Source organism: Gordonia sp. Z-3 (genome assembly GCF_036233855.1).
GTDB lineage: Bacteria > Actinomycetota > Actinomycetes > Mycobacteriales > Mycobacteriaceae > Gordonia > Gordonia tangerina.
Genome location: NZ_JAZARS010000023.1, coordinates 1 through 22,704 on the forward strand (window position 1 = coordinate 1; position 22,704 = coordinate 22,704).

23 protein-coding genes are annotated in these 22,704 nt (G+C 66.1%); 12 read left to right on the plus strand and 11 right to left on the minus strand.

Features of this window, described 5'->3' with window-relative positions; translation table 11 throughout:
- Window positions 1–102: 102 nt before the first annotated feature.
- A complete protein-coding gene (locus tag VX037_RS21380) occupies window positions 103–1,617 on the minus strand; it encodes an MFS transporter (RefSeq protein WP_266059694.1) in 1,515 nt (504 codons plus the stop codon).
- 96 nt (window positions 1,618–1,713) lie between these two features.
- Here VX037_RS21380 and VX037_RS21385 point away from each other — a divergent pair, with 96 nt between their 5' ends.
- Entirely contained in the window at window positions 1,714–2,376 is a 663-nt protein-coding gene (locus VX037_RS21385; RefSeq protein ID WP_235725343.1) for a TetR/AcrR family transcriptional regulator, read from the plus strand.
- Between the two features lie 6 nt (window positions 2,377–2,382).
- Here the strand turns inward: VX037_RS21385 and VX037_RS21390 are convergent, their stop codons facing one another.
- The 5 genes from VX037_RS21390 to VX037_RS21410 form a co-directional block, all read right to left on the minus strand.
- Entirely contained in the window at window positions 2,383–3,366 is a 984-nt protein-coding gene (locus VX037_RS21390) for a glycine betaine ABC transporter substrate-binding protein (RefSeq protein WP_235725344.1), read from the minus strand.
- Window positions 3,363–4,100 (minus strand): ABC transporter permease, encoded by a 738-nt coding sequence (locus VX037_RS21395; RefSeq protein ID WP_266059693.1) that lies wholly within the window; start codon window positions 4,098–4,100, stop codon window positions 3,363–3,365. Before VX037_RS21395 ends, VX037_RS21390 begins: the two co-directional genes overlap by 4 nt.
- Window positions 4,097–5,368: an ATP-binding cassette domain-containing protein gene (locus VX037_RS21400; protein ID WP_235725346.1), complete on the minus strand. Its 1,272-nt coding sequence runs from the start codon at window positions 5,366–5,368 to the stop codon at window positions 4,097–4,099. Before VX037_RS21400 ends, VX037_RS21395 begins: the two co-directional genes overlap by 4 nt.
- Window positions 5,365–6,009, minus strand: coding sequence for an ABC transporter permease (locus VX037_RS21405; RefSeq protein WP_235725347.1), 645 nt, complete (start codon window positions 6,007–6,009; stop codon window positions 5,365–5,367). Before VX037_RS21405 ends, VX037_RS21400 begins: the two co-directional genes overlap by 4 nt.
- Before the next feature lie 235 nt (window positions 6,010–6,244).
- Window positions 6,245–6,658 (minus strand): nuclear transport factor 2 family protein, encoded by a 414-nt coding sequence (locus tag VX037_RS21410; protein ID WP_235725348.1) that lies wholly within the window; start codon window positions 6,656–6,658, stop codon window positions 6,245–6,247.
- 46 nt (window positions 6,659–6,704) lie between these two features.
- Here VX037_RS21410 and VX037_RS21415 point away from each other — a divergent pair, with 46 nt between their 5' ends.
- Genes VX037_RS21415 through mfd form a run of 3 tightly spaced genes read left to right on the plus strand, consistent with a single transcriptional unit; the run spans window position 6,705 to window position 11,635 of the window.
- Window positions 6,705–7,406 (plus strand): TetR/AcrR family transcriptional regulator, encoded by a 702-nt coding sequence (locus VX037_RS21415; protein ID WP_235725349.1) that lies wholly within the window; start codon window positions 6,705–6,707, stop codon window positions 7,404–7,406.
- 44 nt (window positions 7,407–7,450) lie between these two features.
- A complete protein-coding gene (locus VX037_RS21420; protein ID WP_266059692.1) occupies window positions 7,451–7,984 on the plus strand; it encodes a GNAT family N-acetyltransferase in 534 nt (177 codons plus the stop codon).
- A 54-nt stretch (window positions 7,985–8,038) separates the two neighbouring features.
- Window positions 8,039–11,635 (plus strand): transcription-repair coupling factor, encoded by a 3,597-nt coding sequence (gene mfd / locus VX037_RS21425; protein WP_266059690.1) that lies wholly within the window; start codon window positions 8,039–8,041, stop codon window positions 11,633–11,635.
- 213 nt (window positions 11,636–11,848) lie between these two features.
- Here mfd and VX037_RS21430 read toward each other — a convergent pair whose 3' ends face one another.
- Complete coding sequence (locus tag VX037_RS21430) at window positions 11,849–12,163, minus strand: hypothetical protein (RefSeq protein WP_266059689.1); 315 nt, start codon at window positions 12,161–12,163, stop codon at window positions 11,849–11,851.
- Between the two features lie 57 nt (window positions 12,164–12,220).
- Window positions 12,221–12,391 carry a hypothetical protein gene (locus tag VX037_RS21435; RefSeq protein ID WP_266059688.1) on the minus strand — a complete coding sequence of 57 codons (171 nt, stop codon included), beginning with the start codon at window positions 12,389–12,391 and terminating at the stop codon, window positions 12,221–12,223.
- A gap of 222 nt (window positions 12,392–12,613) precedes the next feature.
- Between VX037_RS21435 and VX037_RS21440 the strand changes: the two genes are divergently transcribed.
- Window positions 12,614–13,552: a MazG family protein gene (locus tag VX037_RS21440; protein ID WP_266059687.1), complete on the plus strand. Its 939-nt coding sequence runs from the start codon at window positions 12,614–12,616 to the stop codon at window positions 13,550–13,552.
- 21 nt (window positions 13,553–13,573) lie between these two features.
- Here the strand turns inward: VX037_RS21440 and efeB are convergent, their stop codons facing one another.
- Genes efeB through efeU form a run of 3 tightly spaced genes read right to left on the minus strand, consistent with a single transcriptional unit; the run spans window position 13,574 to window position 17,036 of the window.
- Window positions 13,574–14,917 carry an iron uptake transporter deferrochelatase/peroxidase subunit gene (gene efeB / locus VX037_RS21445; protein WP_266059685.1) on the minus strand — a complete coding sequence of 448 codons (1,344 nt, stop codon included), beginning with the start codon at window positions 14,915–14,917 and terminating at the stop codon, window positions 13,574–13,576.
- Complete coding sequence (gene efeO, locus VX037_RS21450) at window positions 14,917–16,125, minus strand: iron uptake system protein EfeO (RefSeq protein ID WP_266059684.1); 1,209 nt, start codon at window positions 16,123–16,125, stop codon at window positions 14,917–14,919. Before efeO ends, efeB begins: the two co-directional genes overlap by 1 nt.
- Entirely contained in the window at window positions 16,122–17,036 is a 915-nt protein-coding gene (efeU, locus tag VX037_RS21455) for an iron uptake transporter permease EfeU (RefSeq protein ID WP_266059683.1), read from the minus strand. Before efeU ends, efeO begins: the two co-directional genes overlap by 4 nt.
- A gap of 171 nt (window positions 17,037–17,207) precedes the next feature.
- Between efeU and VX037_RS21460 the strand changes: the two genes are divergently transcribed.
- From VX037_RS21460 to VX037_RS21490, 7 genes are all read left to right on the plus strand, one after another.
- Window positions 17,208–17,960, plus strand: a complete 753-nt coding sequence (locus VX037_RS21460; protein ID WP_287014852.1) for a lytic transglycosylase domain-containing protein — start codon at window positions 17,208–17,210, stop codon at window positions 17,958–17,960.
- A 143-nt stretch (window positions 17,961–18,103) separates the two neighbouring features.
- Window positions 18,104–19,387: a phosphopyruvate hydratase gene (gene eno, locus VX037_RS21465; RefSeq protein ID WP_235725352.1), complete on the plus strand. Its 1,284-nt coding sequence runs from the start codon at window positions 18,104–18,106 to the stop codon at window positions 19,385–19,387.
- A 13-nt stretch (window positions 19,388–19,400) separates the two neighbouring features.
- The gene (locus tag VX037_RS21470; protein ID WP_442903731.1) at window positions 19,401–20,060 is read left to right on the plus strand and encodes an FtsB family cell division protein; all 660 of its coding nucleotides are present in this window, start codon (window positions 19,401–19,403) and stop codon (window positions 20,058–20,060) included.
- Window positions 20,057–20,617, plus strand: a complete 561-nt coding sequence (locus VX037_RS21475) for a DUF501 domain-containing protein (RefSeq protein WP_266059679.1) — start codon at window positions 20,057–20,059, stop codon at window positions 20,615–20,617. The genes VX037_RS21470 and VX037_RS21475 overlap by 4 nt, the downstream gene beginning before the upstream one ends.
- A complete protein-coding gene (locus tag VX037_RS21480; protein WP_287014854.1) occupies window positions 20,614–21,561 on the plus strand; it encodes a Ppx/GppA phosphatase family protein in 948 nt (315 codons plus the stop codon). Before VX037_RS21475 ends, VX037_RS21480 begins: the two co-directional genes overlap by 4 nt.
- A gap of 34 nt (window positions 21,562–21,595) precedes the next feature.
- On the plus strand, window positions 21,596–21,988 hold the full coding sequence (locus VX037_RS21485; RefSeq protein WP_287014855.1) for an MbcA/ParS/Xre antitoxin family protein: 393 nt from the start codon (window positions 21,596–21,598) through the stop codon (window positions 21,986–21,988).
- Complete coding sequence (locus VX037_RS21490; protein ID WP_266059675.1) at window positions 21,989–22,546, plus strand: RES domain-containing protein; 558 nt, start codon at window positions 21,989–21,991, stop codon at window positions 22,544–22,546. It begins immediately after the preceding gene.
- Window positions 22,547–22,704 lie beyond the last annotated feature (158 nt).

The window sequence follows — 22,704 nt, forward strand, 5'->3', positions numbered from 1 at the left end:
AGCATCCTCAATAACGCGCCAAGGTGGTCCCATGCTCGTGGCAATCCAGGTGGCCCCATAGCGGTGGCAAATGACACACCGCTTGCTGGGTGAGTCTCGGGATCAGTGCGCCATGGCGGCCGCACCCTCAGGAGCCACCGGGAGCTCGCCGCTACGAACCAGCAGTGCGGCGATGAGTCCACCGACTGCGAATACCGCAGCGGCCACCCAGAACGCGGTCGTGTAGCTGTGCACAGCGGCCAGCTGGGCCAACTGCGCCGGATCGGTGGCCAGCGATGCGTGGCCGCTCACAAACGTTGCCGCAGAGCTCGCGGCGATCGTGCTGAGCAGCGCAGTGCCCACCGAGCCGCCCACCTGCTGCATGGTGTTGACGGTGGCGGATGCGACGCCCGCGTCCTCCGACGAGACACCAGAGATCGCGCCCTGCATCGCCGGAGCCATCGATGCGCCGATGCCGACTCCCATGATCAGCAGCGCCGGCAGCACATGGCTGGCGTATGAGCTCGTCGCGGTGATCTGGGTGAGCAACAGCATGCCAGCCGCCGCGATGAACATGCCCGCCGCCATCAACCAGCGCGGACCGAACCGGGGGAGAAACACACCGGTCGAGGTGGTGGCGGTGACCACCAGCATGCCGATCATCGGCAGAAACGCCAGGCCCGTGCGGATCGGGCTGAATCCCAGGTTCTGTTGCAGGTAATACGTCAGGAACAGGAAGATGCCGAACATGCCGATCCCGGCGATGAACACCACCAGGTACGACCCGGCGCGGGTGCGGTCGGTGATCACGCGTAGCGGCAACAGCGCGTGCTCGGCGCGTGACTGCCACCAGACGAACGCTGCCAGCAGTGCGGCCCCGGCGACCAGCCAGGTGATCGTGGCCCAGTCACCCCAGCCGTTGGACTCGGCATTGGAGAATCCGTACACGATCGAGAACAGGCCTGACGATGCGAGGGCCACGCCCGGCAGGTCGAGTTTCGGACGGTGATCGGCCTTGTGCGGTCCGAGGAACAGGACAGCACCGACCAGTGCGATGGCTGCGATCACCAAGTTCACGTACAGGCACCAACGCCAATCGGCCCACTCTGTGAGCATTCCGCCGAGCAGCAGCCCCAAAGCGCCCCCGCCGCCGGCGATCGCACCGAAGATGCCGAAGGCCTTGCCGCGCTCCGACGGATCGGTGAAAGTGGTGGTGAGCAGCGACAATGCGGCAGGAGCGAGCAGGGCGCCAAAGATGCCCTGGCCGGCTCGCGCGGCGACCAGCATCTCGAAGTTCACGGCGGCACCGCCGATCGCCGACATCACCGCGAAACCGATCAGACCGGCGATGAAAGTGGTGCGCCGCCCCCACAGGTCGGACAGGCGACCGCCGAGCAGTAGCAGGCTGCCGAACGACAGTGCGTACGCGGTCACGATCCACTGCCGGTCCTCGTTGCCGAAGCCCAACGACTCCTGCGCATGCGGCAGGGCGATGTTGACGATGGTTGCGTCCAGCACCACCATCAACTGCGCCAGAGCGAGGACGCCCAGCACCACCCAGCGCAGCCGATGCTGACGCGCCTCGTGGGTTTCCTTCTCGACGGATGGATCGTCGAGGTCGTCGTAGACAATGCTCATCCAAGCCTCCAGGTCTTAGGCGGAGGTGGTTCCTCCGGTTGTTGGCTCCAACGTACGTCATGTGGAGATCATTCCTCCACTTGTTATTCTGTGAGCATGAACACCACCGACGGTGAGGTCGGCGGACGCAAACTCCGCGCCGACGCCGAACGCAACCGGCAGCGCATCATCGCGTCCGCCCGCGAGCTGTTCGCCGAGCGAGGTCTGGAGGTCACGCTCGACGATGTGGCGGCACATGCGGGTGTCGGGGTGGGGACGGTTTACCGACGATTCGCCAATCGAGACGAACTGATCGTCGGCGTGCTCACCCAACACCTCACCGAGGTCGCCGAACGAGCTCGCGAGACTCTCGACGAGTCGGACCCGTGGCAGGCCGTCGTCGACATCCTGACCCTCGTGGTGTCGTCGATGGCCGCCGACCGCGGCCTCGCGACGATGATCATGACGATCGATCACTCACATCCGGACATCCTCGCCGCGAAGGCGGTGCTGACCGAGCGGCTGCAGCAGGTCCTGGCGCGGGCGCATGCGGCCGGGGTGATCCGACCAGACCTCGAAGCGAACGACTTCTTTCCGATTCTCACCATGCTCAGGACGGTTGCCGAGAGTCTCGCCCCGACGGCGCCGGGTACCTGGCGCCGATACCTGGGCCTGATCCTCGACGGCATCCGCGCCGACGGTCGCGATCCGCTGTGGGGAGCGCCGCTCACCGATGCGCAGATCGTGCAGATTCAGAAGGGTGCGAGTCGGGATCGGTGAACGTACCTACTCGATCAGTCCTTCGTTCTTGAGCCACTCGTAGGCGACATCGGAGGGATCCTCGCCGTCGATGTCGACCTGGCCGTTGAGTTCCTGCATGACATCATCGGTCAACCGGCCCGAGACTTCCTCCATCAGCGGAGCGATCTCCGGGTGTGCGTCCAGGATCTCCTTGCGTACCACCACGGTTCCGCTGTAGGGCAGGAAGTACTTCTTGTCATCCTCCAGCACAACAAGATTGAGGTTCTTGATCCGGCCGTCGGTGGTGTACACCATGCCGAAGTTGCATGGCGCGCTGTTGGCGGTCGACGTGTAGACCACACCCGAATCCATCTGTGTCACATTGCCGGTCGGGACCCCATTCGGAGTGTTGTAGGGCATGTCGTAGGTCTGCAACATCGGTAGGAATCCATCAGGCCTGCTGAAGAACTCATCGTTGATGCAGAACGTGCGATCCGGCACCGGCAATCGGGTGATGTCGGACATGGTGGCCACCCCGAGCCGCTCGGCCGCCGGCGTTGATGCCGCGAATGCGTAGGTGTCGTTGAAGTTGGCCGGCGGCAACCACACCAGGTCGTTCTCGGCCAGCTCGACGTCGTGGACCCGTTGCCACAGTTCCTGCGGATCGGCGATGACTTCTGTCTCGCCGAGATAGGTGACCCACGCGGTGCCGGTGTACTCCCACGTGAGGTCCGCGGCGCCGTTGAGCATCGCCTGCCGCGACGAGGCGGAGCCGGGCGCATTGGTCATGTCGTTGACGTCGGCACCCGCGGCTGCCAGATAGGTGGCGGCGATCTTGCCCAGGATGATGCTCTCGGTGAAGTTCTTCGAGGTGACCGTGATCTCGGCGCCTGCGAGAGGAGTGGCGCCGTCCGGCAGCGACGCCTTGCGGAACGTGCCCGATGAACTGACCAGACCGCATCCGGCCAACGCCAGCGCCGCAACGAGTACGGCGACGAGAATGCGCGCGCCGCGGCGCCGCCGGATCACGCGATCCCCCTCGGTGTCGCGACCAATTCGACGAGGCGACCGAGCCAGTCGATGGTCAACGCGAGCAGACCCACCAGCACCGCCCCAGAGATCAGGAGTTTCGGAAGGAACAGGGTCACGCCGGTGGTGATCAGTGTGCCCAGGCTGGTCGCACCGATGAACGTGCTCAGTGTTGCTGTGCCGACCAGGATGACCAGCGCAGTCCGAACGCCGTTGAGAATCACCGGAACTGCCAGCGGCAATTCCACCTGCACCAGGGTGCGCAGGCCGGACAACCCGATACCGCGCGCGGCTTCGACGGTGCGCTGATCCACCTGACGCAGACCGACGATCGTGTTCTGCAGGATCGGCAGCACGGCGTACACGACCAAACCGACCACCGCAGTCCGGAATCCGGTGCCCAGCCAGAACGTGAACAGCACCAGCAAACCGACCGCCGGTGCGGCCTGGCCGATGTTGGCGATGTTGACCGCGATCGGGTTGAGCCACTTCATCGACGGCCGCGTCAGCACTATGCCCAACGGGATGGCGATGGCCACCACGATCACCGTCGCCACCACGGTCAGCTTGATGTGGTCATAGATGGTCACACGCAGGTTGTCCCAGGCGAGTGCAGCCTGCTCGGTATCGGTCAGCGTCGTCACCTGATACCAGACGATGTAACCGACCAGCAGCACGACGATGATGAGCGGTTCGAACCACACATCCATCGGGAGGCGTCTCAGTCGTTTCATGAGTGCTCGTCGACCTCGTCATCGGCCGCCACGATCACCGGCATCTCGTCGGTCGACGAACCCTCGGCATGTTCGATGTAGCCGTCGCGTTCCTCCTCGGGACGTGCCTCGGAGAGTTGGCCGCGGATCACTTCCATGACAGTGTCGATCGACAACGATCCGACCACGGCGCCGCGTCCGTCGGTCACCAGCGTGCCGCCCTGGCTCGCGGCGAGCATCGAGTCGAGGGCATCGTTGAGCGTCGATGATCGCGCCACCACCGGCAGACGGCGATCGATGTAGTCGGAGACCTGAGGTTTCGCGGCCAGCTCATCCAGCGACGGCCAGGCGCGCGGGTGACCGTGGTTGTCCACCACCACGACCCAGGTGTGCCCGGCGGCGTGTGCGCGCCCCAGCACGGTCTGGGAATCCTCGCCGACCCGGGCGGTGGTGACCGGCGCTGCTTCGACGTCGCGTACCCGCGACAGCGTCAGGTGCGCCAATGTGGCACCGGAACCGATGAAATCCTCCACGAACGGGGTGGCCGGGTTGGCCAGGATGTCCTCCGGAGGCGCGTACTGCTCGATGTGGCCGCCCTCGGAAAGAATCAGGACCTTGTCGCCGAGCTTGGTGGCCTCGTCGAAGTCGTGGGTGACGACGACGATGGTCTTGCCGAGCTCGTGCTGGATGCCGATGAGGCTGTCCTGCAGCCGCACTCGGGTGATCGGGTCGACCGCGCCGAACGGCTCATCCATCAACAGGATCGGTGGGTCGGCGGCCAGAGCTCGTGCCACACCCACCCGCTGCTGCTGGCCACCCGACATGTCCTTGGGCAGGCGATCGGCGAATTCGGCCGCGTCGAGCCCGACCAGATCCAGTAGGTATTCGACACGCTCGGCAATCCGCTTCTTGTCCCAGCCGAGCACACGCGGGATGGCACCGATGTTTTTGGCGACCGACCAGTGTGGGAACAGACCGCCGGACTGGATCACGTAGCCGATGCTCTGGCGAAGCTTGTCCGGGTTCTCGTGGGTCACATCGCGGCCGTCGATCAGGATGCGGCCTTCGGTGGGCTCGATCAGCCGGTTGATCATCTTCAGCGTGGTGGTCTTGCCGCAGCCCGAGGGGCCGACGAAGGTGACGATGTTGCCGGCCTCGATCTCCAGGTCGAGTCTGGCCACCGCCGGCTTGTCCTGCCCGCGGTACTGTTTCATCACGCCGTCGAGGTGGATCGACGCCCCGGTGACCGTACGCGCGGGGGCCGTTGACGCGGTTGACGATTCAGTCATTGCAGTCCTTTGGAGATCGTGAGGCGGCCGAGCAGGACCAGCAGTCCGTCGAACACCAGGGCGATGATGACGATGAGAATCGTTCCGGTCAGGGCCATCTCGAGCGCATTGGCTCCACCGAGGCGCGACAGGCCGCTGAAGATCAGCGACCCCAGCCCCGGACCGAGCACATAGGCCACGATCGCCGCGATGCCGATGATCATCTGGGTGGACACCCGGATGCCGGTGAGAATCACCGGCCAGGCGATCGGCAATTCGACCGACACCAGGATGCGCCAACGCGGCAAGCCGATTCCGCGTGCGGACTCGATGACCGACGGAGGAACCGAGCGCAACCCGACGATCGCATTGCCGATGATCGGCATCGTCGCGAAGAACGCGAGCATGATGAATGACGGCACCACACCGAGCCCGAACGGCACGATCAGCAGCGCGAGCAACGCCAGCGACGGAATCGTCAGCGCGACGCGACTGGTGGTGAGCGTGAACGCGGAGAAGAATGGCGCCCGATAGACCACCACCGCGGTCAGCACCGCGACGATCGTGCCCACCAGGACGGTCTGGAACGCCAGTGACGCATGCTGATACGTCAGGAACGTCAGATTCGCCGCGTGACCCTGGATGTAGTCCCACAGCTGCACACCGAACCCCCTCGTCGTCGACCCCGACGCCTGGCCTGTCAGTCGCAGACCGCTGGCTGGCGTCCGGAGCTGAACCGCACACAACCCTAACGCCGGAATGCATTGCGCTGAGGGTTTTGCGAATGCTCAGTAGCCGGAAAGCTTTCGTTCAGGTCGTCGACAATGCCGTCTGAGCTGTGCTGATGATCTTCGGATAACAATTCTCGAAAGAATTGGTCCACGGGTGACGAAACGGTCACAATTGCTTGTCGAAGCATTTCTCCAAGCGACGCCCGGTGATCCGCCACCCCGCCTCGGTATGTCGCCAGGCGTCGACGTACCAGAGTCCCAACAGAAAGGTCGAGTTGTCCGGCGTCTGCATCGGGTTGAGACACAGCGTGCGCGTGGACGCGGTGTGGCCGTCGACAAGCATGTCGTGATTGCCCAGCAGGTGGCAGTACGCCGAGAAGGCCGGGAGTACCTCGGCCAGCCACGCTTTCACCTCCGTGAGACCGCCGGTGATACCGCCCATCGCGCTGTAGTCGATGGTGGCGTCGTCGGTGAAGACCTTTCCGAGGTCATCGAAATGTCCGGCGTCCACGGCGGTCGAGTAATCGGTCAACACCTGCTGTATCTCCAGGCGTGCAGAGATTTCTTCCAAGGTCAGCATCTCTATTGATTACCCCACCCGAGGCCGTCGTCGTTAGGGTTGGGGCATGGCAGTGAGCCGGCCGACCGATCCGTCCGAAGAGGTGCAGCGCGCGCCTCGGGCGCGCATGACCGGTGCCCAACGCAGGCTCCAACTGATCGAGGTGGCCCGCGGACTGTTCGCCGAGCGAGGATTCGAGGGCACCTCCGTCGAGGAGATCGCCCAGCGCGCCGGAGTATCCAAGCCCATCGTCTACGAACACTTCGGCGGTAAGGAAGGTCTCTACGCGGTCGTCGTCGACCGGGAGATGGAGACCCTGTTGGAGATGGTGACCTCCTCGCTCACCAAGAACCGGTCGCTGTATCGCATCCAACAGGTCGCCCTGGCCCTGCTGACCTATATGGAGGAACGCACCGACGGCTTCCGCATCCTGGTGCGCGGTGACCGCACCGACGCCACCGACACCATGACCTATTCGAGTCTGCTCAACGATGCGGTCAGCCAGGTCGAACACATCCTTGCCGGCGACTTCGAACGTCGCGGCTTCGATCCCGCACTGGCGCCGCTGTACGCCCAGGCCCTGGTCGGGATGGTGTCGGTGACCGCGCAGTGGTGGCTCGATGTGCGAGAACCGTCCAAAGAGGTCGTCGCCGCGCATCTGGTGAACCTCTGCTGGAACGGATTGACCCGGTTGGACCCGGCGCCGCACCTCGTCGGCCCCGACTACGTGGAATCGCGCGATCGAACCACCGCCGAAGGTCAGGCCTGAGCGGAGCGAGACCGACCGATCTGCTGTCGGGCATCATCGACACCATGGTCACCATCCGTCCCGTCGCCGACACCGATTGCGGCGCCATCGCCGACATCTACCGGCACTACGTGGAACACACGGTCGCCACCTTCGACTACGAGGCACCGACCGCGGCGGACTGGGCAGCCAAGATCGCAGCTATCCGCGCGGCGGGTCGACCCTTCCTCGTCGCCGAGGGCAGCGGAGTGGGGGCCGACGGTGTCGAGGTCGGCGTCGCCGGGGACGTGTTCGGATTCGCCTACCTCGGTCCGTTCCGCGACAAGCGAGCCTATGACCGGACGGCCGAGGACACCATCTACCTACGGCCCGGCGCCGGCGGGCGTGGTATCGGGACGAGTCTGCTCGCAGCGCTCCTCGACGCCGCCGAACCCGGCAATGTTCGGCAGATCATCGCGGTCATCGCCGCCACCGGGGGAGAGGCGTCGATCGCACTGCACCTGAAGAACGGTTTCGTCGAGGTCGGCCGCACACCTGCGGTCGGATACAAATTCGACCAGTGGATCGACTGCGTCTACCTGCAACGATCAGTGGACTGACCAGGTCGCGGGTGGTGCGGAGAGGGCCGAAACCGCGCCGTTAGAATCGCAGGAGTGTCGACTACCCCCGCCCTGCACGGGCTTGCCGCGCTGACGTGTGCCGACAAGGCGATCGCGGACCTGCTGGGACGTCGCGGTCAGGAACGACTCGACATCACCGCGCCCGACGCCGCCCGCCCCTTCGTGGTCGCCTGTCTGGCGGCCGCCGCCCAGCACGATTCCGTGCGGGCGCCGCTGCTCGTGGTCTCGGCCAACGGCCGTGAAGCCGATGATCTGACCACCGAGCTGACCGAACTGCTCGACGACCCGGCCGCGGTGGCGCAGTTCCCGTCGTGGGAGACGCTGCCGCACGAGCGGCTCTCGCCCAGCGCCGACACCGTTGGGCAACGACTCGCGGTGCTGCATCGACTCGCCGAGCCCGACGCCGGTAGCGCGCTGCGCGTGGTGGTCACCACGGTGCGTTCGCTGGTGCAGCCGATGGCGCCGGGCCTCGGGTCGGTGCGCACCATCGAGTTGCGCGAGGGCATCGAACTCGACTTCGACCAACTGCTCGTCGACCTGGTCGAGATGGCCTACGAGCGCGTCGACATGGTCGGGCGGCGCGGTGAGTTCGCGGTGCGCGGTGGCATCCTCGACGTCTTTCCGACCACCGCCGACTATCCGGTGCGTGTCGAGTTCTGGGGCGACGAGATCTCCGAGATGCGGGCGTTCTCGGTGGCCGATCAGCGTAGCCAGCCGGAGATCGACGCGTCGTCGGTGCGGATTCATCCGGGCCGCGAGCTGATCCTGACCGAGCAGGTGCGTGCCCGCGCCGCCGATCTGGCCACCGAGCACGCCGGTGAGAAGGTTCTCGCGGACATGCTCGCCAAGCTCGCCGAAGGCATCCCCGTCGAGGGCATGGAGGCCCTCATCCCGATGCTGGTCGACGGCCGGATGCAGCTGCTCACCGAGGTCATGCCGGACGGTACCGGAGTCCTCTTGCTCGATCCAGAGAAGATCCGCACGCGCGCCGCCGATCTCGCGCAGACCGGCGCCGAGTTCCTGGAGGCGTCGTGGACCGCGGCGGCGCTGGGCGCCGATGCGCCGATCGACGGGAGGGAGGCGGGCGGCGGCGGAATCGACCTGCAGGCGAGTGCTTATCGCGCCATCGACGATGTCGAGAAGACCACGGTGGCGGCCGGACGCTCCTGGTGGACGATGAGTCCGCTCGCCACCGGCAGTGACGACGAGGTGTCGCTCGACCTCGCCGCGGGACCCGCTCCGCGCGGCAACGACGACGACATCGCCGCGACCTTCGCGAGCCTGCGGGCGCATGTGCGGACCGGCGGGTCCGCCGCCATCGTCGTGGCCGGTAAGGGCACGGCGCAGCGCGTCGGCGAGCGTCTGGCCGACGCCGAGGTACCCGCCGTCATCGTCGAGCCCGGAACCCGTCCCGAGCCCGGCCAGGTGTCGGTGTTCGGTGGCACCTTGCGAGCCGGATTGGTCTGTCCCGATGCGGGATTGGTCATCGTCACCGAGACCGATCTGACCGGCAACCGGGTCGCGGGGGTGCGCGACGGGCGACGATTGCCGGCCAAACGTCGTAACCAGGTGGACCCGCTGGCATTGAGTGCCGGCGATCTCGTGGTGCACGATCAGCACGGCATCGGCAAGTTCGTCGAGATGATCGAGCGAACTGTGTCGGGAGCCCGTCGCGAGTATCTGGTTCTGGAATACGCCGCGAGCAAGCGCGGTCAGCCCGGCGACCGCCTGTATGTGCCGATGGACGCGCTCGACCAGCTCTCGCGCTATGTCGGCGGGGAACAACCGTCGCTGTCCAAGCTCGGCGGATCGGACTGGCAGAACACCAAACGTAAGGCGCGCAAGGCTGTTCGGGAGATCGCCGGGGAGCTCGTGCAACTCTATGCGGCCCGGCACGCGGCACCCGGGCACGCGTTCAGCCCGGACACGCCTTGGCAGCGCGAGATGGAAGACGCCTTCGACTTCACCGAAACCGTCGACCAGCTGACGGTCATCGCGGAGGTTAAGGCCGACATGGAGCGACCGGTCCCGATGGATCGCGTCATCGTCGGCGACGTCGGATACGGTAAGACCGAGATCGCGGTTCGTGCCGCGTTCAAAGCGGTTCAGGACGGCAAGCAGGTCGCGGTGTTGGTGCCGACAACCATTCTCGCGCAACAGCATCTGCAGACCTTCACCGAACGCATGGCGGGTTTCCCGGTGAAGGTGCGCGGACTGTCGCGCTTCACCGACGCGAAGGAGTCCAAGGGGATTGTCGATGCCATGGCGGCCGGTGACGTGGACGTCGTCATCGGCACCCATCGACTGCTGCAGACCGGTGTGACGTGGAAAGACCTAGGCCTGGTGGTCGTCGACGAGGAACAGCGCTTCGGTGTGGAGCACAAGGAACACATCAAGTCCCTGCGCACCCACGTCGATGTGCTGACGATGTCGGCCACACCGATCCCGCGAACGCTGGAGATGTCGATGGCCGGCATCCGGGAGATGTCGACGATCCTGACGCCGCCGGAAGAGCGTCACCCGGTGCTCACCTACGTCGGTGGATACTCGTCGAAACAGGTCGCGGCGGCCATCCGGCGCGAACTGCTGCGCGACGGCCAGGTGTTCTATGTCCACAACCGCGTATCCACCATCGACAAGACCGCCCGCGACATCGCGGCGATGGTGCCCGAGGCGCGGGTGGTGGTGGCGCACGGGCAGATGAACGAGGACCAGCTCGAGCGAACCGTCGCCGGGTTCTGGAACCGCGAGTACGACGTCCTGGTGTGCACCACGATCATCGAGACCGGCCTCGACATCTCCAACGCGAACACGTTGATCGTCGACCGGGCCGAGAACCTCGGTCTCTCGCAACTCCATCAGCTGCGGGGCAGGGTGGGACGCAGCCGGGAGCGGGGCTATGCATACCTGCTGTACAGCCCGGAGCGGCCGCTGACGGAGACGGCATACGACCGGCTGGCCACCATCGCGCAGAACAACGAACTCGGTGCCGGCATGGCGGTGGCGCTGAAGGATCTCGAATTGCGCGGCGCCGGAAATGTGTTGGGCGGGGAGCAATCCGGTCACGTCGCCGGCGTGGGATTCGACCTGTATGTGCGTCTGGTCGGTGAAGCGGTGGAGGCCTACCGGGCGGCCGCCGACGGAAAGCCCGTCGCGTCGAGTGAGCCCACAGAGGTTCGCATCGACCTACCGGTGGACGCGCACATCCCGGTCGAGTACGTCGACTCCGACCGACTGCGGCTGGAGGCTTACCGGAAGCTGGCCGGGGCCACTGATGACGCCGCCGTCGACGGCGTGCTGGCCGAACTCGCCGACCGGTACGGCGAGCCGCCCGAGGAGACCCGCCGGTTGGCGTCGATTGCCCGGTTCCGGCTGCGTTGTCGCGAGCGTGGCGTCACCGAGGTGGGGCTGGCGGGCACGGGCGTGAAGATCTCGCCGATGACGCTGCTCGACAGCGAGCAGGTGCGGCTCAAGCGGTTGTATCCGTCGGCGGGCTACCGGGCGACCACCTCGGTCATCACCCTGCCCATCCCGCGCACGGGGGGCGTCGGCTCCGCGAGGTTGCGCGACGAAGAGCTGATCGACTACCTGACGACGTTCCTGCTCGGCTTGCGTCCCGAATCGTCCTGACCTGACTCCGGATTGATCGTCGATCGTGCTCAGCGTTGCGTCGATCGTGTCCGGCGTTGCGTCGATCGTGTTGGGCGTTGGGTCGATCGTGCGTGTGATTCCGTTCGTTGGTGATCAGAAGTAGGCACCGCGCGACCGGAGTGCACTCTCGATCTTCATGATGACCTCCCACGGCCGGACTCGGAGATCCTCTGCGGTTAGCCGGATGACGATCTAACCATCGTCGTCGAGTTGGGCATCCCGGGCTGCGTCGTGAGCTCGCTGTTCCGGAGTCGAGTGAAAGTCCTCGCCGTCGTATTCGATCGCGATCTGGTACTTCTCGTAGCCGAGGTCGATTCGCGCGTAGATCCGACCGGTCTTGTCTGCCACCCGAATCTGCAGTTCCGGAGTCGGGAGGTCGGCACGGATCGTGAGCAGACGAAGCCAACTCTCCGGTGGGGACTCCGACAGCCCGTCGATGAGCGGGATGAGTAACCGCAGTTGTCGTATGCCGCGGTGACCATTGTGCTCGTCGGCGTACGTGTGCAACTCGGCGATCGAGAAGTCAGTCGCGCGCGCCAGATCGTCGAGCCGGCCGAGGGCGCGTCAGTCCGGTGCTTGTCGACCCGGGTCATACGCGGTGCGAACGGGAGTCGTCACCTCGATACCGTCGACCGTCATGCCGCTGCGCTCGATCACCCGCTGTCTTCTGACGAGCCGCTTTTCCTGGATTTCAGAATTTCGTGTCATGGCCATCAGACGTGTACCGAGGGGCATCGGTTTCGTGCTCCTCGGAATCGGCGATGACCTGTGGATAATGCGGACGACCTGTGGAATTCGGACACGGTCGGCGAACGGTGGGACACGGTCGGCGAATGCGGGCGCACGGTCGGCGATTGCTGGTGTTGGTCAGGATGCGGGAACGGCGGGTCCCGAAGCGGTCTCGGCGCATCCTGGGATACGTTCGATGCACCTGCGTCCGAAGGAGTCCGATCGCCGATGACAGTGATCCTGCTCGACCCGATGCGCCCCGACGTGTTGCCCACTCGCGCGGTGCCGTTGCTGGCAGGAGCGCTCGCGGTGACCGAGGACATCCATCCATCCACCCTGTGGGACCTCGGGATCACCGGGGCCTCGTGGGCCGAACGCGATGACCCTGGCGCAACGTTGCTGTCCTCCGACCGGACGCATCGATTGGTGCGGGTGCGGATCGAACGTGGCGACGAAGTCATCAGCGCCACCCGTCTGCCGGGTGAGGCGCTGCTCGAGTCCGTCGCGCTGATGGACACCCTTCGGCGCAACGGCCCGTGGGAGAGCACCCAGACGCACGTCTCCTTGCGGCGTTATCTACTCGAGGAGTGCTACGAACTCCTCGACGCGATCGACGACGGGGACCGGAACCTGCTCCGCGAGGAACTGGGTGACTTGTTGTTGCAGGTGCTCTTTCACGCGCGTATCGCTGCCGACGACGCCGACCGTCCCTTCGACATCGACGATGTGGCACGCAGTTTCACCGACAAGGTGCGGGGACGCACCCCCGGGGTGCTCTCGGGTGCCCATGCCGATCTCGAGACTCAGATCCGGGAGTGGGAGGAACGCAAGGCCGCCGAGAAGAAGCGGGGTTCGGTGCTCGATGGCATCGCCACGACCGCACCGGCCCTGGCATTGGCACAGAAGGTGCTCGAGCGACTCGACGCTGCCGGCTTTCCGGTGGACACTGTCGATCAGCAAATCCGTCGGGTCGCGGTGGAACCCGGCGGTGAGAGCATCGAAGAAGTCGTCCGGCAACGCGTTCGCGACCTCATGGCGGACGTGCAGAACGCCGAAAAGCGGGCTGACGCTGCCGGGATGACGCTGCGCGACCGTGACGGCTGGCTGTCGGTGTTGAACGAGGGGCAGGACCCGGTCGGCGAGGGGCAGGGCCCGGTCAGCGAGTGACAGTGACGGTGACGGGCCGGATCACCCCTCGAACAAGCCCTGACCCCACCATTCGCCGGGTTGCAGCCCGGGTGGGATGGCGAATGTGGACGATCCGTTTGGGATCAGGTACTCGGTCATCGCATCCTGCCGCGACAGGACTTGCTGCATCGGGACGAATTGCTTGCCGTTGTCGCGGTTGAACGCGATGAAGAACAACCCGGCGTCGAGGTGTCCGAACCCGTCCGAACCGTCGGTGAAGTTGTAGCCGCGCCGAAGGACCTGGATGCCGCCCAGATTGTCCGGGTGCGCCAACCGCACGTGCGCGGTTCGAGGGATCATCGGCGCGCCGTAGGAGGTCACGTTGAAGTCGGGGGTGTCGAACTCGTCCTGTTGCCCGAGCGGGGCGCCGGATCCTTTGGTGCGGCCGATGATCTGTTCCTGCTCGAGCAGGTTGGCCCGGTCCCACGGCTCGATGTCCATTCGAATTCGACGGGCCACCAGATATGTGCCGCCGGTCATCCACTGCGCGGATGCGGGATTGTCGTCCTTGCCCACCCACACCCATTGATCCAGCACATCGGTCTGGTCGGAACGGATGTTGGCCGTGCCGTCCTTGAACCCGAACATGTTGCGGGGTGTTTCCTGCGACCGGGTGGTCGAGGAGGTGCGCCCGAACCCGAGCTGGGACCACCGTACCGCGACGACGCCGATCCCCATCCGCGCGAGGTTGCGGATGGCGTGCACCGCCACCTGCGGGTCGTCGGCACACGCCTGGATGCAGATGTCGCCGAAAGACCGTGACGGCTCGATCTTCTCGGCCGCGAAGGCGGGAAGGTCGACCAGCGCGGCGGGTTTCCGGTCGGCGATACCGAATCGGTCACGACGATGCGGATCCGAGGCGCTGGGGCCGAACAGTCCCGGCCCGAAACCGATGGTCAGGGTCAGGTTGGCGGCACCGAGGCCGAGCGCCTCACCGGTGTCGGCCGGCGGCGTGTAGTCGCCGAGTCCTACAGCCCCGTCCTCGACGGTGGTCTCACCCCGGGTCATCCGCTCGGCCGCCGACGTCCAGGTCTTGAGCATCGCGATCAGGTCGTCGCGGGAGTCGGTGATCACGTCGAAGCTGGCGAAATGCAGCCGATCCTGGACGGCGGTGACAATCCCGGCCTGTCGTTCACCGCGGAACGGGACGACCCCCGAGGTGTGCGGCACCTGCTCGGCAGCCGTTGCACGGCCCACCGCGACCCCGCCGGCGGCCGCCGCCACCACTCCGACACCGGCCCCACCGAGCAACGCCCGCCGCGAGAAGCGCTGCCTCGTCGGTGTTCCGGATGCATCCGAATCCGCTGGTGCCGACTCGTCCGGCGTCGGGGTGGGATCGGTCATCAGCTCAGTACCAGTCCGGGCACCTGCGACAGTGTGGCCGACAGGGCGTCGATCTTGTTGGACAGTTCCTTGCGCTCCGCGTCGCTCACCTGCGTGTAGGTGACGTATCCGTCGCCCTCGCGATACTGGTCGATCGCGGTGCGTACGTCGGCGAATTGGGCGGTGATCCGGTCCATGAGTGCCTGGTCTTTGGCGGAGATGATCGGTTGCATCTCCGCGATCAATGTCTCGGCGCCGTCCACATTGGCCGCGAAGTCCCACAGATCGGTGTGCGAGTAGCGGTCCTCTTCGCCGCCGACCTTGGTGGCGGCGATCTCGTCGATGAGCGCCTGCGGTCCCTGGACGAACTGACGGGTCTCGAAGGTGAAGTCGGGCTTGTCGACCTCGTCCTTCAACGAGTTGATGTTGGCCAGCAGTTCGCCCGCGGCGGTGTCGGCAGCAGCCTGATCGTCGTTGGCCGTGGCGTCGGCGGCGTCATCGGGAGCGATCTGACCCGGCCCCTCGCCGACCTCCTGTGCCTGCGGGGGCCACAGGATTCGCTCGGTGCGGTGGAAGCCGGTGAAGGGTTGCTCGCCGCCCTCGGTGTCATCCCAACGCATGTCGATCGCCGGGTCGAGGTCGGGAAACGACTCCGCGACCGGTTCTACGCGCTCATAGAACGTGCGCACCTGTCCGAACATCGCGCGAGCCTCATCGAGCTGGCCCGCCTTGATGTGGTCGACGTAGATCTGGGCCTGTGCGGCGAGTCCGGCGACCTGCCCGCGGACATAATCGAGGTAGCGTTCCTTGGCGGCGTTGACATCCGCCGGGACCTCTTCTTTGTCCTTCTTCTCGCCGGACACCGTGATCTCCTCACGGATACCGGTGCCGACCATGCCTGGCTTGCACGCGACCGTGTAGGTGCCCGGGTCGGTGACCTCGACGGTCAGGTTGCCGGATAGGCCCGGCCCGATGTTCTCCACCTCGCCCAGGACGCGATTGTTGTTGCCGTACACGTAGAACTCGGTGACCTTGGAACCATTGTTGGTGACCGTGAAGTTCACGTCGCCGGTCTGGGCGTCGGTGCCGTCGAGATCGCAGGCGTCGTTGGAGGACGTGACCGCGATCGCGCCGTCGGAACCGGCCTTGGATGTGCAGCCGGCCAGCAGCAGGGGAGCGGACACGGTTAGCGCCAGCAACACAACCGCGGTGGAACTTCTCGGGTTCAACGGGGATTCCTTTCCGATACCGGCTCGGAGTGCGCCGGGGTGTCCGCGTTCTGCTTGGCGGGTGGTGGTCGACGATTGGCGCGTAGGAACAACGTGAGCACGACCGCCACGTACACACACCACGCCACGACCTGGAAAACGGTGGGATCGGGCCGGAAGTTGAAGATGCCGGCGAGGATCGTGCCGTACCAGGATGACTGGTCGTAGGCCGAGCTGATGTCGAAGGCGGGTGTGTTGCCGCCGGGAAGCCAGCCGACCGTCTGCAACGCACGGATGCCGTAGGCGAGGATGCCGGCAGCGACGAAGATCAGGAAGATTCCGGTGTAGAGGAAGAACGTGTGGAAGTTGAGGCGGACCGCCCCTCGGTAGAGCATCACGGTCAGCACGATCGCGACCACGATGCCCACGAGCAGGCCGAGCAGTGGCCACAGGCCACCCGACACACTCTCGGCGTAGCCCACCATCAGCAATGCGGTCTCGAAACCCTCCCGGCCGACCGCTAGGAAGGACAGACCCAACACCGAGGCGGCGCTGGTGAGCAGGGCGTCCGACATCTCCGTCCGCAGATCGGCGGAGATGTGTGCGGCGGCCTTGCTCATCCACAACACCATGGCGGTGACGATGACAACGGCGACCAGCGATGCCAGACCCGCGATGAGTTCGGCGGTCAGTGAGGTGACCGTCGACGTGCCCAGGTGGATGATCAGGAAGATCGTGATGACCATCGCCACGGCCGCGGCCACGCCGGCCCAGATCCATTTCAGGGCGTCGCGGCGGCCGGACTTGACGGCGAATGCGATCAGGACCATCACCACGATGCCCGTTTCGAGGCCTTCGCGGAGTCCGATGAGTCCGCTGCCGAACATCTGTGCAAAAACCGAGGGTGCACCACCCGCAGCCAGGTACTCCATGCCGACTCTCTGTCTCGCGTCGTTGCCACCGTCACCCCGCGCGGCGTGGTTTGGTGAGGCTAACCACGTGACAGTAACCTCCGGGCACCGGGAACCGAAAGTCTTGGTCGGAAGTTGTTCAGTCGACGGGGGCCCGGTCCCGTGAGTGGCGTAGTGAGTGGAGGACAGAGGATGGGTCGGCTTTCGGCCACGCGGCGGCTGGTGCTCGCTCCGCTGATCGTCGGTGTGACGGCCTTGGCCGCAACGGCCTGCCTGGATCTGCCGTCGCTGAATCGCCCCGACATCCCCGACGGCATCCCACCGGGCGCCGGAGCGCCGACTCCGTATATCGACATCAACGCACCCGGTCGGACGGCCGAACAGCTGCGTGACTGGGCGCGGCCGATCTCGGAGTCGACGGGCATCCCGCTGATCGCCATGGAGGCCTACGGCAACGCCGCCGAGATCCAGCGCCAGCAACATCCCGAGTGCGGGCTGGCCTGGACGACGCTGGCGGGGGTTGCGGCCGTGGAGAGCAAACACGGCACCCATCGCGGCACTGACATCGCCGCCAACGGCGACACCTCGCCGCCGATCCGCGGGGTCGCTCTCGACGGCACGCGCGGCAACATGCAGATCCACGACACCGACGGCGGCACGATGGACGGAGACGCCGTCCACGATCGCGCGATGGGCCCATTCCAGTTCATCCCGGAGACATGGAAGCGCTACGGCGTCGACGCCAACGGAGACGGACGACCGGACCCCGACAACATCGACGACGCGGCGCTGTCGGCTGCGCGGTACCTGTGTGTGTCCTCCGGCGGCGACATGACCACGCCGGAAGGGTGGGAAAAGGCCGTCAAGGTCTACAACAACTCGACCCCGTATGTCCTCGACGTGCGCGATCGTGCCAACGCGTACTCGATCAACGTCCGCTACTGACCTTCGGTGGCGATCCCTACCGAGCGGTAAGCGCGCGAGTCCCTCCCTTGCCGCGTGTGCGTTGCGCGCAGCGATTAGGCTTTGACGCGTACCTGTCGGCGCCGACGTGGCGTCGTTCCGTCGAGGACAAAGGGGCTAGAACTGTGGCAATGATCGAGCAGGTCGGTGCGCGCGAGATCCTGGATTCGCGAGGCAATCCGACCGTCGAGGTCGAAGTTGTTCTGGATGACGGCACCTTCACCCGCGCCGCGGTTCCCTCCGGCGCGTCGACCGGCGAACACGAGGCGGTCGAGTTGCGTGACGGCGGTGACCGGTATGCCGGCAAAGGTGTCACGAAGGCCGTCGAAGGTGTGCTGGCCGAACTCGCGCCTGCCGTGATCGGCCTGGAGGCCGAGGAGCAGCGCCTCGTCGACCAGGCCCTGCTCGACTGTGACGGCACTCCCGACAAGGGGCGCATCGGCGCCAACGCCATTCTCGGGGTCTCGCTGGCGGTCGCCAAAGGCGCCGCGGAATCGGCCGGCCTGCCGCTGTTCCGCTACATCGGCGGCCCGAACGCGCACATCCTGCCGGTGCCGTGCATGAACATCATCAACGGCGGCGAGCACGCCGACAACGGCATCGACTTCCAGGAATTCATGATCGCCCCGGTCGGTGCGCCCACGTTCAAGGAGGCGCTGCGCTGCGGCGCCGAGGTCTATCACGCGTTGAAGTCGGTGCTGTCCAAGCAGGGCCTGGCCACCGCGCTGGGTGACGAGGGCGGCTTCGCGCCGGATCTGCCGAACACCGACGCGGCCATCACCGTGATCGGGGAGGCGGTCGAGAAGGCCGGGTACTCCTTCGGCAAGGACGTGGTGATCGCACTCGATGCGGCGGCCACCGAGTTCTACCGCGACGGTGTGTACAAGCTCGAGGGTCGCGACTACTCGACCGAGGAGATGGTGCCGTTCTACGAGAAGCTGGTCACCGACTTCCCGATCGTGTCGATCGAGGACGGACTCGCCGAGGACGACTGGACCGGATGGGCGAAGCTCACCGAGGCGGTCGGCGACAAGGTGCAGCTCGTCGGCGACGATCTGTTCGTCACCAACCCGGAGCGCCTCGAGCGCGGCATCTCCGAGGGTGTCGCCAACGCGCTGTTGGTCAAGGTGAATCAGATCGGTTCGCTCACCGAGACGCTGGATGCCGTGGCGCTGTCGCACAACAACGGCTACAAGACGATGATGAGTCATCGCTCCGGTGAGACCGAGGACACCACCATTGCCGACCTCGCGGTCGCATGTGCATGTGGCCAGATCAAGACCGGTGCACCGGCCCGCAGTGAGCGTGTCGCCAAGTACAACCAGCTGCTGCGCATCGAGGAAGGTCTGGGCGATGCGGCACGCTACGCGGGCGACCTCGCCTTCCCACGATTCTCGTTTGGTTCGTGATTAGCTGGAACCCATGACATCGGGCGGGCGCCGGGAGCGAGGCGATCGGCGTAATCGGACGCGGGCGGACCGTCGCGGCACCAGGACGCGCGGTCCGGCCCGGTCCCGGTCCACGGCGGCTCGTTCTGCGTCGGCTCGCTCCCAACGTCTCTCGGTCACCGAGACAGGTGAGCACGAGGTGCACGACGGTGTCGGCGACATGGTCGAACAGCCGGTCGTGCGGCGGGCCCCGCGGGTGTCGAACCGGTCGCGAGCCACGCGGCGTCGGATCGACCGTGCGGCGTGGGTCGCCCGTTGGGAGGGGCTCGACGCGAAGCGCGCGATCGTGCTCGCGCTTGTGGTCAGCGTCGTGGCGTTGACGCTGGCGATGCCGGTGCGTACGTACTTCTCGCAGCGGGCGGAGTTCGAGCAACTGCGTGCGAGCAACGACCAGCTCCGGTCTGAGGTGAGCGACTATCAGCAGAAGGTCAACGAACAAAGTGATCCGGCCTATATCGAAGCGGAGGCGCGTGAGCGGCTACAGTTCGTCCGGCCAGGGGAGAAGGCGTTGGTGATGATGTTCCCCGGCGACGATGCGCGCATTGCTGCCGAGAAGCAGGCGGAGGAGCGGGCCCGGAGCCCGTGGTACGGCAATCTGTGGGAGTCCGTGTCGACCCCACCGACCATCAAGTGAGTGTCTCCGACGCCGATCTCGCCACCATCGCCGAACAGCTCGGACGCGAACCGCGTGGCGTGATCGAGGTGAGCTTCTACACGCCCGACGGCCGCCCGGCGGTGATCAAGACGTCGCCCCGGCTGCCTGATGGCACTCCCTTCCCGACGCTCTACTACCTCACCGACCCGCGGTTGACGGCCGAGGCGAGTCGGCAGGAGTCGGCCGGGGTGATGAAGCAGATGACGGCGCGTCTGGTCACCGACTCCGAGTTGGCGGCGGCCTATCGGCGCGCGCACGAGTCGTATCTGGCCGAGCGTGACGAGCTTGAACCGCTGGGTACCGACTTCTCCGGCGGCGGAATGCCCGACCGGGTGAAGTGTCTGCACGTGTTGATGGCCCATTCGCTCGCCAAGGGCCCGGGAGTCAATCCGCTCGGCGATGAGGCGGTCGCGCTGGCCGCCGAGCAAGGACTGCGCGGCAGCGCCATCCCGGAGGCCTGGCCGCGCGCCACCGACGCCACCGACGCCACCGACGGCGCCGACGGGGAGCAGGGAAGCGGAGGTGTGGCCCGGTGACGGTGGTCGGCGCCGTCGATTGCGGCACCAATTCGATCCGACTGCTGGTGGCGCGGCCCGACGACACCGGGCGTCTGATCGATCTGCACCGCGAGATGCGGGTCGTCCGGCTCGGGCAGGGTGTCGATGCGACCGGCAGGTTCGCCGGAGAGGCCATCGAACGCACACGCAGCGCGTTGGCCGACTACGTGACGACGATGTCCGCGCTGGGGGTCGAACGAGTGCGGATGGTCGCGACATCGGCAACGCGGGACGCGGCCAATCGTGATGAGTTCTTCGCGATGACCGCGGAGCTGCTTGGTGCGGTGGTACCGGGTTCACGGGCCGAGGTGATCACCGGTGACGAGGAGGCGCGACTCTCCTTCGCTGGTGCGGTAGGTGAGTTGGACCCCGCCCGCGGGCCATTCGTGGTGACCGACCTCGGCGGCGGTTCCACCGAGGTCGTCGTCGGTGACGCGGGTGGCGTCCATGCCGCGCATTCGGCCGACATCGGCTGTGTTCGGCTCACCGAACGGTGTCTGCCCTCCGACCCGCCCACCGAATCCGAGATCGCGGCGGCGCGTGAGTTCGCCCGCGCACGGTTGGCGCCGGCATTCGACGCGGTTGCCGTCGACGGCGTGCACAGTTGGGTCGGTGTGGCCGGCACGATGACAACACTGGCGGCGGTGGGAGCCGGACTCGTCGACTACGACCCGGAGGCGATCCACCTGTCACGGATGTCCTTCGCCGATCTCGGCGCGGTGTGCGAGCGTCTGGTGCACATGACCCGGGCGCAGCGCGCCGCACTGGGGCCGATGCATCCGGGCCGTGTGGACGTGATCGGCGGCGGCGCGCTGGTGACGGCGGAACTTGCGAGGGAGATCGCCGAGCGGTCCGACGTCGGTGAACTGGTGGTGAGCGAACACGACATCCTCGACGGCATCGCGATGGGCCTCGTGAACTGACCCACCCAACAATTCTGTTGGGTAGCATGGGGACATGACCTCAGCACGTGTCCGCGACATGCCTCGATCGCGACGACCACGAGGCGTCGATCCCGCCGATCCGTTGGCACCCGCCCGCGTCAGCTACCTCGCCGACAGTTTCGGCAAGGCGCGGTTGGCCGAGCTCATCGGCGTCAGCAGATCGCAGCCGACCCGATGGATCTCCGGTGAGGAGTATCCGGGACCGATCGCGGGGCCGCTGCTGATCGACCTCGAGCACATCTTCGCCCGCGCGCGGCTGATCTGGGGTGAACGAGCTGCACAGACGTGGCTGATCAGTCAGAACGTTCACCTCGGCGGGGCGCGCCCGATCGACGCGCTGCGGTTGTCCGGCGCGGCCGCGGTCCTGACGGCTCTCGACGCCGAGGCGTGGGGAGGGGCGGCCTGAGTGCTGGTCTACCGGGTCTTTCCCTACCTCGACTCGGCGGCCGCGGGACGGCCCGGCCACCCGCTGTACGAGCATCGGCCACAGATCGGGGGACGTATCGATCACCCCGACCGGCATGTCTGGTATCTGTCGCGTCATGCGGAGGCCGCCTGCGGCGAATCCTTTGGCAACCTGCGTGCCTGGGTGGATGACATGTTCGAGTTCCCCCAGCTGCCGGGAGCTCGTCGTGCCCTCGGCACGTTTCGGCTGCCCGATGACCTGCGCATACTCGACCTCGACGACCCCGCCCACCTGGTGCGCCTGGGGCTACGACCGTCGCAGGTCGTCGTACGGAATCTGACCGTCACTCAGCGGTGGGGTCAGCAGATCTATACCGAGGCCGATGCGCGCGGTGATCGTGCCTGGGACGCGGTGTCGTGGTGGTCGTTTCACCGGCCGCAATGGAGTGTGCTCGCGTCGTGGGTACGTCCGGAGGTGGTGGCCGTCGACGAACTGGACCTCGATCATCCGGCGATCGTCGACGCCGCCGAGTCGCTCCTGCGACCGGTGGAGCGGTAGGACACTGGCGGACCCCACCGTTGATCAAGTAGCTGCAACCCAACCGGTGATGGAGCGGCAGCGAGTCGGCCCAACTGTTGATCGAGTAGTCGGCGAGCGGCAGCGAGTCGGCGTATCGAGATTTGGTGAGATGCTGTCAGGCGCCGGAGGTCTCGATA

What these genes read in the sequence shown, in the direction of transcription:
- VX037_RS21380 (WP_266059694.1), bottom strand. Translation starts at nt 1,617, where the DNA reads ATGAGCATTGTCTACGACGACCTCGACGATCCATCCGTCGAGAAGGAA.
- VX037_RS21420 (WP_266059692.1), top strand. Translation starts at nt 7,451, where the DNA reads ATGGTCACCATCCGTCCCGTCGCCGACACCGATTGCGGCGCCATCGCC.
- efeB (WP_266059685.1), bottom strand. Translation starts at nt 14,917, where the DNA reads ATGACCGATCCCACCCCGACGCCGGACGAGTCGGCACCAGCGGATTCG.
- efeU (WP_266059683.1), bottom strand. Translation starts at nt 17,036, where the DNA reads ATGGAGTACCTGGCTGCGGGTGGTGCACCCTCGGTTTTTGCACAGATG.
- VX037_RS21415 (WP_235725349.1), top strand. Translation starts at nt 6,705, where the DNA reads ATGGCAGTGAGCCGGCCGACCGATCCGTCCGAAGAGGTGCAGCGCGCG.
- VX037_RS21410 (WP_235725348.1), bottom strand. Translation starts at nt 6,658, where the DNA reads ATGCTGACCTTGGAAGAAATCTCTGCACGCCTGGAGATACAGCAGGTG.
- VX037_RS21485 (WP_287014855.1), top strand. Translation starts at nt 21,596, where the DNA reads ATGACCTCAGCACGTGTCCGCGACATGCCTCGATCGCGACGACCACGA.
- VX037_RS21400 (WP_235725346.1), bottom strand. Translation starts at nt 5,368, where the DNA reads ATGACTGAATCGTCAACCGCGTCAACGGCCCCCGCGCGTACGGTCACC.
- VX037_RS21385 (WP_235725343.1), top strand. Translation starts at nt 1,714, where the DNA reads ATGAACACCACCGACGGTGAGGTCGGCGGACGCAAACTCCGCGCCGAC.
- VX037_RS21435 (WP_266059688.1), bottom strand. Translation starts at nt 12,391, where the DNA reads ATGCCCCTCGGTACACGTCTGATGGCCATGACACGAAATTCTGAAATC.
- VX037_RS21440 (WP_266059687.1), top strand. Translation starts at nt 12,614, where the DNA reads ATGACAGTGATCCTGCTCGACCCGATGCGCCCCGACGTGTTGCCCACT.
- VX037_RS21395 (WP_266059693.1), bottom strand. Translation starts at nt 4,100, where the DNA reads ATGAAACGACTGAGACGCCTCCCGATGGATGTGTGGTTCGAACCGCTC.
- VX037_RS21460 (WP_287014852.1), top strand. Translation starts at nt 17,208, where the DNA reads ATGGGTCGGCTTTCGGCCACGCGGCGGCTGGTGCTCGCTCCGCTGATC.
- VX037_RS21470 (WP_442903731.1), top strand. Translation starts at nt 19,401, where the DNA reads ATGACATCGGGCGGGCGCCGGGAGCGAGGCGATCGGCGTAATCGGACG.